Source organism: Deltaproteobacteria bacterium (assembly GCA_020845895.1).
In the GTDB taxonomy this organism is placed as follows: Bacteria; Lernaellota; Lernaellaia; order JACKCT01; family JACKCT01; genus JADLEX01.
Map to the genome: position 1 here is coordinate 36,061 of JADLEX010000013.1, position 10,281 is coordinate 46,341.

General features: G+C 68.3%; 11 protein-coding genes. 7 read left to right on the forward strand and 4 right to left on the reverse strand.

Annotation, left to right across the window (positions count from 1 at the left end):
• Positions 1 to 4: 4 nt before the first annotated feature.
• Positions 5 to 1,288: a hypothetical protein gene (locus IT350_01500; GenBank protein MCC6156696.1), complete on the reverse strand. Its 1,284-nt coding sequence runs from the start codon at positions 1,286 to 1,288 to the stop codon at positions 5 to 7.
• A 132-nt stretch (positions 1,289 to 1,420) separates the two neighbouring features.
• Here IT350_01500 and dacB point away from each other — a divergent pair, with 132 nt between their 5' ends.
• Positions 1,421 to 2,896 (forward strand): D-alanyl-D-alanine carboxypeptidase/D-alanyl-D-alanine-endopeptidase, encoded by a 1,476-nt coding sequence (gene dacB / locus IT350_01505; protein MCC6156697.1) that lies wholly within the window; start codon positions 1,421 to 1,423, stop codon positions 2,894 to 2,896.
• Positions 2,897 to 2,944: 48 nt separating this feature from the next.
• On the opposite strand, the gene IT350_01510 is transcribed toward dacB, so the two are convergent.
• Both IT350_01510 and IT350_01515 read right to left on the reverse strand, forming a co-directional pair.
• Positions 2,945 to 3,535 carry a hypothetical protein gene (locus tag IT350_01510; GenBank protein MCC6156698.1) on the reverse strand — a complete coding sequence of 197 codons (591 nt, stop codon included), beginning with the start codon at positions 3,533 to 3,535 and terminating at the stop codon, positions 2,945 to 2,947.
• The gene (locus tag IT350_01515) at positions 3,532 to 4,536 is read right to left on the reverse strand and encodes a hypothetical protein (GenBank protein ID MCC6156699.1); all 1,005 of its coding nucleotides are present in this window, start codon (positions 4,534 to 4,536) and stop codon (positions 3,532 to 3,534) included. Before IT350_01515 ends, IT350_01510 begins: the two co-directional genes overlap by 4 nt.
• 117 nt (positions 4,537 to 4,653) lie before the next feature.
• Between IT350_01515 and IT350_01520 the strand changes: the two genes are divergently transcribed.
• Together IT350_01520 and IT350_01525 are read left to right on the forward strand one after the other, a co-directional pair.
• The gene (locus IT350_01520) at positions 4,654 to 5,739 is read left to right on the forward strand and encodes a glycosyltransferase family protein (protein ID MCC6156700.1); all 1,086 of its coding nucleotides are present in this window, start codon (positions 4,654 to 4,656) and stop codon (positions 5,737 to 5,739) included.
• Between the two features lie 4 nt (positions 5,740 to 5,743).
• Complete coding sequence (locus IT350_01525) at positions 5,744 to 7,234, forward strand: hypothetical protein (protein ID MCC6156701.1); 1,491 nt, start codon at positions 5,744 to 5,746, stop codon at positions 7,232 to 7,234.
• Here IT350_01525 and IT350_01530 read toward each other — a convergent pair.
• Positions 7,185 to 8,108, reverse strand: a complete 924-nt coding sequence (locus IT350_01530; GenBank protein ID MCC6156702.1) for a DMT family transporter — start codon at positions 8,106 to 8,108, stop codon at positions 7,185 to 7,187. The two genes, IT350_01525 and IT350_01530, sit on opposite strands and share 50 nt — an antisense overlap.
• A gap of 190 nt (positions 8,109 to 8,298) precedes the next feature.
• Between IT350_01530 and carA the strand changes: the two genes are divergently transcribed.
• The 4 genes from carA to IT350_01550 all read left to right on the forward strand — a co-directional run.
• Complete coding sequence (carA, locus tag IT350_01535; GenBank protein ID MCC6156703.1) at positions 8,299 to 9,474, forward strand: glutamine-hydrolyzing carbamoyl-phosphate synthase small subunit; 1,176 nt, start codon at positions 8,299 to 8,301, stop codon at positions 9,472 to 9,474.
• Between the two features lie 21 nt (positions 9,475 to 9,495).
• Positions 9,496 to 9,786 carry a Dabb family protein gene (locus tag IT350_01540; GenBank protein MCC6156704.1) on the forward strand — a complete coding sequence of 97 codons (291 nt, stop codon included), beginning with the start codon at positions 9,496 to 9,498 and terminating at the stop codon, positions 9,784 to 9,786.
• Positions 9,761 to 10,000: a hypothetical protein gene (locus tag IT350_01545; protein MCC6156705.1), complete on the forward strand. Its 240-nt coding sequence runs from the start codon at positions 9,761 to 9,763 to the stop codon at positions 9,998 to 10,000. The genes IT350_01540 and IT350_01545 overlap by 26 nt, the downstream gene beginning before the upstream one ends.
• A gap of 57 nt (positions 10,001 to 10,057) precedes the next feature.
• On the forward strand, positions 10,058 to 10,281 hold a 224-nt coding region (locus tag IT350_01550), incomplete at its 3' end, for a hypothetical protein (GenBank protein MCC6156706.1).

Sequence of the window (10,281 nt, forward strand, 5' to 3'; positions counted from 1 at the left end):
GCCGTCACGGCATGCCGTAGAGGTCCTGCCAGCCCATCCGCGCGATGAGCGCGTCGCGGTCCGGCGCGGCCAGCGGTTCGCCCGGCGCGCCGCGCACCAGACCGGCTTCGAGCGTCGCTCGCAAGACGACCCGCGACATTTCGTAGTAGCCCTTCCACGTGAGATGGCAGGAATCCTTGAACAGGCTCGGCGGCGTGATGCCGGTCGGCGACATCGCCTCGGCGGCGGTCTCGAGATCGGCGAGCGGCACGCCGCGCGAGCGCATCGTCTCGCGCACGAATGCGTTGAACGACGGGCGCGTGCGGTTCATCGGAAGGTTTTCGACGTACACGCGGTAGGTATCGAGCGCCGCCCCGTATTCGCCCGCCTCCTCCAGGCACTGCCCCGTCAACTTCGCGGCGTAGGCCTGATGGGGGCTGCGCGCATAGGTCCGCGCGGCCTCGGCGCAGTCGCCACGCGCCGCGGCTTTTGCGCCCTCGGCGAAATACACGTCGTCTTCGGGGAACACGTAGCTGCGATCGCCCTGGCCCGGATCGATGCCGCGATACTGGTAGTGAATCGGCAGCGTCATCCACACGACCGGAACTCCAGCAGCCTGCGCCGCATCGAGGATCGCGACGACGTTCTCCCGGAATCCTCGCACCACGGCCTGCGTGTCGGAGTCCTGTGGCGTGAAATACGGCCGTTCCTCGGTGCGCGGCGTCGGGATGAGGCTGCGTTTCATCGCGCGGTACACGACCCACTCGTGCAGGGCGTCGCTGATCGGGACGCGCGAGACGTACCCCTCGTTGTTGCCCATGCCGATGACGAGCAGGTCGGGTTCGACGACGAGCGCCGCGCGCACCACCTCGCGCACCACGATCGACATTCCCCCTGCCGCGCCCACGTTGACGAGTTCGAACGTCCGCGACGGGAACCGCGCTTCGAGTTCCGCCCGCATCCAGTCGCCGATGCCGCCGTGGCCGGGTGTCTCCTGCAGGTGGTGCACGTACGGTGAACCCTGTGCGAACGACTCCCCCGCGATCATGAGGCGAAACGTGCCGGGGCGTTTGCGCACGGGCACCGTGCTTTCGACAAGTCCGCCCTGCCTCGAAATCACCCACCGCGCGCCGCGCGTCGTCCATGCCTTCTTCACCACCTGGACCGGCGCATGCACCAAGGCGTCGTCGAGCCGCTCGGTCGCAATCCGTCCGCTTGATTCCAGCCAGGTCAGAGCGATCGTGACGGCGAGACCGAGCGCGATCGCGGGGACGGCGGCGAACAGGAAGTGACGAAACGGTCGACGCATCGTTTGAGTCTTCGCATGGTGGAGCGCGGCGTCAATCGATTTTCCCGGCTCCGCCGCGTCGCCCTCTGGCCGACCGCGACGCGCGCGTGTAGGATGCGACCGCGTGTTTTCGCGAAAATTCGGGAGTGCGTGATGAGGAATTTTTCGCCGCGTCGCTGGTGCGCGGCCGTGATGATCGTGCTCGTGTTCGCGTCGCTCGCGGCGGCGGCCAAGCCCAAGGCCAAGGCCAAGGCCAAGCCTGCGGACAAGGGTCCCGCGGCGGCGAGCGCCACCACGGTCGAGGGCGTGCTGGGGAGCGCCGAGCTGGCCGGGGCGAAGGTCGGCATTGTCGTGCAGAGCCTGGCCGATGGACGCGTGCTGCTCTCGAAAAACCCGGACCAGCCGCTCATCCCCGCGTCCACCAACAAGGTGGTCACGGGAGCCGCGGCGCTCGATGTGCTGGGCCCCAAATACCAGTTCAAGACCGAGATCTACATCGACGGCAAGATGTCCGCCGACGGCACGGTGAACGGAAACATCTACGTGAAGGGCACGGGCGATCCCTCGACCACCATCGAAGAGACGTGGCTGATCGCGCACCGCGTGTGGGGCCACGGCGTGCGCGCGGTGACCGGCGACGTCATCGCCGACGACTCGCGATTCTCGCCCGAGCGCTGGTACGGCCGCGACGTGTGGAACTACGCGAGCCCGGCCTCGTACACGCAGCCCATGGGCGCGCTCGCCTTCAACTACAACACCGTGCAGGCGCACGTGGCCCCCGCGTCGGACGAGGGCGCGAAGGCGCACGTCACGCTGGAGCCCGACAACAGCTACTACCAACTCGACAATCAGGTGACGACCTGCGCCAAGTGCAAGTCGGTGCTGTCGATGCGCGTCGAGGGGCGCACCGCGACGGTGACCGGCCAGATCGCGGCGGGCGCGGAACCATGGACGACGTTCCAACCGGTCGGCGAGCCCGCGGAGTTCGCCGCCGCCGCCTTCAAGTCGCTCATCGAAAAAGAAGGCGTGAAGGTGGCGGGCGCGGCGCGGCGCGGCGAGGTCCCCGCCGGGGCGCGAGTGCTGTTCCGCCACGAGAGCCGCGACCTGTCGCTCATCGTGCGTTACATGATGCGCTGGTCGAACAACTTCGCGGCGGAACAGCTCTTCAAGGCCGTCGGCGCGCACGCGTCGGGCGCGCAGGGTTCGCGCGAAACGGGCGCGGCGGCGGTCGAGGAATTCATGACGCGTAACGGCCTGTGGCGCGAGGGTGTGGTGATCGCCGACGGCTCGGGCCTGTCCAAGCTCAATCGTCAGACGCCGTCGTCGCTCGTCGCCATTCTCGCATGGGCGGCGAACCGTCCCGAGGTCTTCCCCGAACTCGTCGAGTCCATGGCGGTCGCGGGATCCGACGGCACCCTGCGCAAGCGTTTTCGCGGAACGCCGCTCGACGGCCGCGTACGCGCCAAGACCGGCTACGTCGGCGGCGTCATCTGTCTCGCCGGCTACGCGTGGAGCCCGCGCGGCGAACCCTTCGCCTTCGCGATGATGGTCAACAACCCTGGTCCCGGCTCGTCGGTCGGCGGCGTGCGCAACGCCATCGACCGCATCCTCGTGCTGCTGCTGTCCTAGCGCTGATCCTCGCGGGTCGTGCGGCAGAGCCGCCCTCGGCTGCGCGGTTCAACGCGACCGATCCACACGCAAGTTCGCGTGGACGATCGTTCCAGCTCGCGGAACACCCGTGCCCTCGATCACCCGCGCGACTCCCGCGAACCGCAACTCCCGGCGCACCTCGTCATCCGCGTTCGCGGGCAAGAGCGCGTCCACCGGACCGCGCGGCCAAAGCCCCGTCAGCAGACGCACGCGGCGCAGCTCGTCTTCACTCGGCAAAGCCGGGAGCACGAGGCGAATTCGCGTGAAGTGATACGCGATGATCGGCGCGGACTGAGGATTGAAGACGTGCGGCCCCGTCACCAGCCACACCGCCGCGCCCGCGATGCGAAAGTTCTCGACCACGTCCAGCAGATCGTGCCAGCGCGTGGGGGCATGCCCCGAAAAAACGACGAGACCCGGCTTCGCCTGCGCGAGATCCTCGGCGAGGTGGATCGCGTGTTCGCGCAAAGGCTCGGCATCAGGGGCGACCTCGCCCCACGGCGTGCCGTCTTCGCCGGGACGCACGACGCGCCACTCGATGGTGCGGGCCTCGGCCCCGAGCGCAAGACGCATGCGCGCGCGCACCCGGTGGACCCACGTCGCGGCGGGGACATTCAATGGCGATCCGGCGGCTTGACCGGCAAGGCGAGGTACTTGGCGAGTTTCTCGAAGAGCCGTTCGGCTCCGGCGCCGTCGATGAACCGCGTCCCGAGCTGCGTCATGCGGTCGCGGGCGCGCGTGCTCGTCAGCAACAGGTCGAGGCGCGATGCCGTTTCGCCGTCGGGCGAGGCCCAACCGCAGCCCAGCTCGGCCATGGCGCGCAGGTGGGGATCGTCGCTCGGGTACAGTGCGGGCACGCCTCGGCACGCGAGTTCAAGCGCGGTCCAGCGCGCGGCGCACACGGCGACCTGCGCGCCGGTGATCGCGCCGATGACCCCCGCTTCGCCGGTGAGCACCCGCGCGGGACGTCCGGTGCGCGCGAGCGCCTCGGCCACGCCTCGGGCATCGACACCGGGAGCGGCGACGGTGTCGATCTCGAAGGCCGATTTCGCGCCCGCCACGAGCGATGCGAGTCGCTCCCACGCGGCAATGTCGGCGTATGCACCGGCGGCGACCAACAGACGCGGCGGCGCGCCCTCGGGCGGCGGGTCGGGCGTCATCGCCCGCGCAATGTCGGCGCGGATCGGCGCGAAGCGCGCTCCCAACACCAGCCGCGCCTCGGCGGTCGCCACCGCCCCGGCGAGCGGCGCGTCAGCGTTGGGATTCACGAACGCGGTGGCGGCGACGTAGGCCGGGTTGCGGTCGGCGATCACCGCGAACGGCATGCGATCGAGCACGTGGCGCAGCCGCGCGAAATCGACCGTGCCAAACTCCGCGTCGTCCACGATCACGGCATCCTCGCCGCGCGCGAGAGCCGCGAGTTCGTCCACCGCCTCGACACCGGTCGCCTCCGAAGCGGACACCGGGAAATCGATGTCCGATGCGCCCTCGGGGAGCGAACCCGCGACGACGAAGCGCGATTCGACACCCATTGCCCGGGCGGCCTCGGCGAGCGGCACGCTTCGCCACCATCGCCGCAGGCTCGAATTCGGCCCGGCGCTGACACGAAAAATGATCACGAGAAAACTGCCCCTCGGAACGGCGTGAACGCGAGCCTTGACATTAAACATGCACTGAACGACACGAGCAAGGTACGAATCGCCGCGCCGCGCGGGCCCGGCGGGGGAGAGATGAAAATGCAAAAAGGAATGAAAATCGGCGCCGTCATTCAGGCGCGCGTGGGTTCGTCGCGTTTTCCGCGAAAGGTCTTCGCCGACATTTGCGGCCGTCCCCTGCTCGGCCACATTCTCGATCGCCTGAAGCGCTGTACGACATTGGACCGCATCGTCATCGCCACATCCACGCAGCCCGGCGACGCCGAGCTGCTCGATTTCGCCAAAGCCGAGGGCGTGGAGTCCTTCGCGGGCGACGAAAACGACGTGCAGAAGCGCTACATCGACGCTGCCCAGAAGTTCGGCCTCGACATCGTCGTGCGCATCTGCGGCGACTCGCCCTTCATCGATCCGAAGATGACCGACCGCCTCGTGACCGAGCTGGTCGCCGCGAACGCGGACTACGCCGAGCCCGATCCCGAGATCCCCGGTGCGTACGAGGGCGCGGAGGCCGTGACGCTTGCAGCCCTCCTTCGCGCGCGCGAACTCGGCGACAACGGCCCCGACCGCGAGCACGTGACGTGGTACATCCGGCGGCACGAAGCCGAGTTCAAGGTGATCCACCCCAAACCAGACCCCGCGACGCACGGCAAATGGCGGCTTTCCATCGACACCCGCGCCGACCTGGATTTCGTGCGCTCGGTGTTCGGCACGCTCTACAAGCCCGGTGACGTGTTCGACGCCGCCGCGCTCGCCGCGCTTCTGCGCGAGCAGCCGGTCTTGGCCCTCCTCAATGCGCACGTGCGTCAGAAGCCCGCCGACCTGACCAGCCCGCACGTCGGCCTCTACGTCGAGACCGATCACGACATCTCGGCGGCGGTGTCGCTCGCACGGCGGCTGAACGAGTGGCACCACTGCGGGGTGCGTTTCCTGGGTCCCTTCGACGAATCGAAGCGCGTCTCGTTCGCGGCGATGGGCTACGGCGCCCAGCGCCTCGCGTCGCTCGCCGACGAAGCGGCGCTGGCGGGCGCGATCGAGCACGGCCGACTCGCGGCGATCGTCGCCCCGGCCCGCGTGCTGGAGCGCGCGACGCGCCACGACTGGCCGCTGCCCATGCTCTCCACGCTGGCGACGCCGGAGCAGATCGCCTCGGCGGCGCGCAGCCATTAGCGCGATGACGGGCGCGGCGCTCCTCGATGCATCGACCGATGACCGGCGCATCGCGCTCGCGGTGTTCGCCACGGCGTGGGTCTCCTACGCCTACTTCCAGCACGGCGGCAACTGGGGCGGCAACGCGCTGTGGGACCTCGTGCGCGCCGTGGTCGAACGCGGCACGATCCGCATCGACGACTTCGTCGCCAACACCGGCGACTGGTCGAGCTTCGGCGGGCATTTCTACGCCGCCAAGAACCCCGGCGCGGGGCTCATCGCCGTGCCCGTGTACGCGCTCTATCGCCTGATCGTCCCCGGCGCGTTCGCGACCTTCGCGTCGGGGCTCGCGGCGGTCCATCTCGTCACCGCGTTCTCGTGGTCGCTCGTCTCGGCCATCGCCGCCGCGCTGCTCTATCTTTGGCTTCGCCGCGCGTTTTCGCCCGGCGCGTCGCTCGCCGCGACGGCTGCTTCGGCGCTCGGCTCGATCCTGTTTCCGTATTCATCCGCCGCGAACGCGCAGGTGCTCGTGGCCGCGTGTTACGTGATCGCCGCGTACGCCGTCTCGCGTTCGGGCGAGGAACGCGGTGGCGCGTGGTGCGCCCTCGCGGGATGCGCGGTCGGCTACGCCGAATGCACCGAGCCCATCGCGCTCATCGGCATCGTCGCGATCATGGCGATGATGGCCGTGCGCAGGACGCCCGTGCGGGGATGGATGTGGTTCTTCGCGGGCGCGGTCCCGACCGCCCTGCTCCTCGGCGCGTACAACCTCGCGGCCTTCGGCTCACCCTTCGTCACGAGCTACGCGTACCAGAACCCGGTCTTCAACACGCCGGGTGCGGTCATGGGCGTCTTCGTCCCGCCGTCGCTGTCGGTGCTCGCGGCCATCACGGTGCTGCCCGTGCGCGGCCTGCTGTGGATGAGCCCGGTCTTCGCCATCGCGCCGCTGGGAATCGCGCTGCTCTGGCGAAACCGCGACTGGCGCGACATCGCCCTCGTCATCACCGTGATCGCCCTCGCGAGCCTGCTGTTCAACATATCCTACGCCACGTGGCACGGCGGATGGTGCGTGGGGCCGCGCCTGCTGATGCCGGCCATGCCGTTTTTCGCGGCGGCGATCGCGCCCGTGTGGGACCGATTCGCCGCGACGCGCGCGCCCATCGCTTTGCTGGTCCTGATCGGCGTCGCCATCCAACTCATGGTCAGCGCGGTCAACCCGTGGGCGCCGCAAATGGCCGAGGTCACGAATCCGCTCGCCCAGTACATCTGGACGAATATTTCGGCGGGGCAGACTTCGATCAACAACTATCCGATGTTCGGGGAAACGCCGTCCCTGTTCGCCGCGCGGGCGTGGTCGCTCGTATCGTTCGAGGAGCGCTTCGCCGCCTACAACCTCGGCGAGTTCGTCGGCCTGCCCGGGCGCGCGTCGCTGGTGCCGCTGCTCGCCGCGTGGGTCGGGGCGGCGGTCAGGGTCCGAAGTCCGTTGCGGCGGCTTCTTTCGGCTTCGCGCGGCTGACGATCATCAGACCCAAAATGATGAGCAGCGACCCCACGCCCTCGCGCCAGTGCGCGCGCTCGCCGAGCCAGATCGCCGCGCCCAGCCCCGTGATGACGGGCTGCATGGTGGTGTACGCCGCGACGAGCGACGGAGTGGAGCGGCCCACCGCCCAGATGTTGATGGAGTGGCAGATGATCGTGGGCACCACGACGATGTAGAGCATGCCGAACGGCACCCAACGCGGCAGTTCCGAGATCGGCAGCCGCGCGAGCTCGCCGCCCGCCACGGCCAGCACCGCCGCGCCGCCGAACACGGTGCTCCACGCAAAGACCGTCAGCGGCCCGAGGCGTTTGAGAATCGGCCGGTTGAGCACGAGAAAGGTTCCGTACGCCGCGCAGTTGGCCAAGATCAGCAGGTTGCCGAGGCCGTGGCCGCCGAGCTCGAATCCCGACGGGTCGAGCATGGCGAGCGCGCCCGCGACGGCTAGCGCGATGCCCGCGAAGCGCGTCCACGAGAGCTGCTCGATGCCGAACAGGACCGCCGCGCCCGCCGCGAAGACGGGGATCGACGGCGCCATGATGCCCGCGTTGGTCGCGGTCGTGTAACGCAGTCCCACGATGAACAGGAGCTGGTTGAGAAACACGCCGAGGATGCCGAGCATCACGAGAAAACGCAGGTCGCGGGCGGTGGGACGGACGCGCTCGACCTGCCAGGCGAGCAGCAGCAGGATCGGCGCGGAGAGCGCGACGCGCGTGGCGGCGAGGGCGAAGGGGTGGACATGCTCCATCACGCCCTTGGCCACCACGGACATGCTCGCGAAGCCGAACTGCGCGGCGAAGAGCGCGATGTGCACCAGGGGCGCGACGCGTGGGCTGGTCGATGACGTCGTCACGGCGCGAAGCACTACCCGGTTTCGGCCGCGCGGGCAATGATCGAAGTTGGAAATCGACGCCGATCTCCCGCTCCGCCTCTGCCCCGCGTCACGTTCCCATTTTTGGGGGCGTGTTGTAAGCTGCGTCCCCGGTCGAAACACGGCGGATTTTCCGCGCATCGCGGATACGCGGAGCCTTATGAGGAGCGGCATGGCCGATCGCGCGCAGTTGGTGCTGGAGGACGGACGGATTTTCGCGGGCGAGAGCTTCGGCGCGCGCGTGGAGTCGGTGGGCGAGGTCGTCTTCAACACGGCCATGTCGGGTTATCAGGAGATCCTGACGGACCCGTCGTATACCGGCCAGATGGTGTGCATGACGTACCCGCACATCGGCAACACGGGCGTCAACGACGAGGACATCGAGAGCCGCCGCGTGTTCGCAGAGGGGTTCATCGTCCGATCGCGCAGCCTCGTCTCGTCGAACTACCGCCGAACGAAGACGCTGGAGGAATACCTAGAAGGCGCGGGCATCGCCGGCATCGCCGAGGTGGACACCCGCGCGCTCACGCGGCACCTGCGCACGCACGGCTCGCGCGTCGGCATCATCGCTCCGGCGGACCGCGACCCGGCGAAGCTGATCGAAAAAATCCGCGCGAACCCGCCCATCGTCGGGCGCGATCTGGCCGGCGAGGTCACCTGCGACGCCGCGTACCCGTGGACGCAGAGCAGTTGGGATCTCGGCACGGGCTATGGCGAGAAGCCGCCCGCCGAGGCGAAGTTCAAGGTCGTGGCGATGGATTTCGGCGTGAAGACGAATATCCTGCGTCAGCTGGTCGATCACGGCTGCGCGGTCACGGTCGTGCCCGCGACGACGAGCGCCGACACGATCCTCGCGATGGAGCCCGACGGCGTGTTTTTGTCCAACGGACCGGGCGATCCCGAGCCCGTGACCTACGCCATCGAGACGATCCGCGCGCTCGTGGGCAAGAAGCCGATCTTCGGCATCTGCCTCGGCCACCAGCTCATCGGCCTCGCGCTCGGCGCGCGCACATACAAGTTGAAGTTCGGGCACCACGGCGCGAACCAGCCCGTGAAGGACCACGCCACCGGGCGCGTCGAGATCACGTCGCAAAACCACAACTTCGCGGTCGATCTCGACTCCATCGCCGGCGACGTCGTCGCCACGCACGTCAATCTCAACGACGGCACCAACGAGGGCATGGCGCACAGGACGCAGCCGGTGTTCTCGGTGCAGTATCATCCGGAGGCGTCGCCGGGACCCCACGACGCCTCGTACCTGTTCGATCGGTTCACCACGATGATGCGGACCGGCCGCCCCGTGGCGGACGAGGTGCGCGCGAGAATTCGGACCTGGGCGTTCGACTGACGCGCGGGAAAGGACGACACGATGATCAGACGCGTGGTGCGTCTCAAGCTGAACGAGGGTGTGGGCGCGGACGAGGTGCTGACGAAGACCTACGACGTGCTGCCCAAGGTGAAGGGCGTGCAGAGCTGCCGCGTGGGCGTGCCCGAGCACGTCGGCGACGAGGGCGATTACGACGTGGTGTTTTTCGTCGATTTTCAGCGGATGGAGGACGTGAAGGCGTACGTGGACGACCCGGTTCACCGCGATTACGTCGAGAACTTCCTCAACCCGCGCGTGGCGCTCAAGGATGTCGTCAACGTCCGCATCTGGTGACGGCGAGGATCTGAACGAGACCGTCGCAAAGCTCCGGCTTGAGGGTCGCCGGCCGCCCGACTGGTGTTCGTTCGCCTGCCCGCTGGCCGACACGTCGCGCTCGCAACACGCGGCGTGCATGGCCGTGAACGGGGTCTGGTGCCGTGCCCTCGAAGCCCCCGTGGACAAGGGCTCGCCCTGTCGGTTTCGCACCCGGTATGACGAAAACCGATAGACATTCCCAACGCGTTCTGTTAACGATTTCCGCAACATACAACCTGGGGGCAATGCAATGGATGTATTCGCGCTTCATTTTCGTGGATTATTTGCACTCGTCGCGGCGATGGCTCTTTTCGCCGCGGGGTGCGGATGCGGCGACGACGATGACGACGACGATTCGTCCGCGGACGACGATTCGGACGATGACGTGACCGACGACGACACGGGCGATGACGATGTCGCGGACGACGATACGTCGGACGACGACACGGGGGATGACGATACCGGTGATGACGA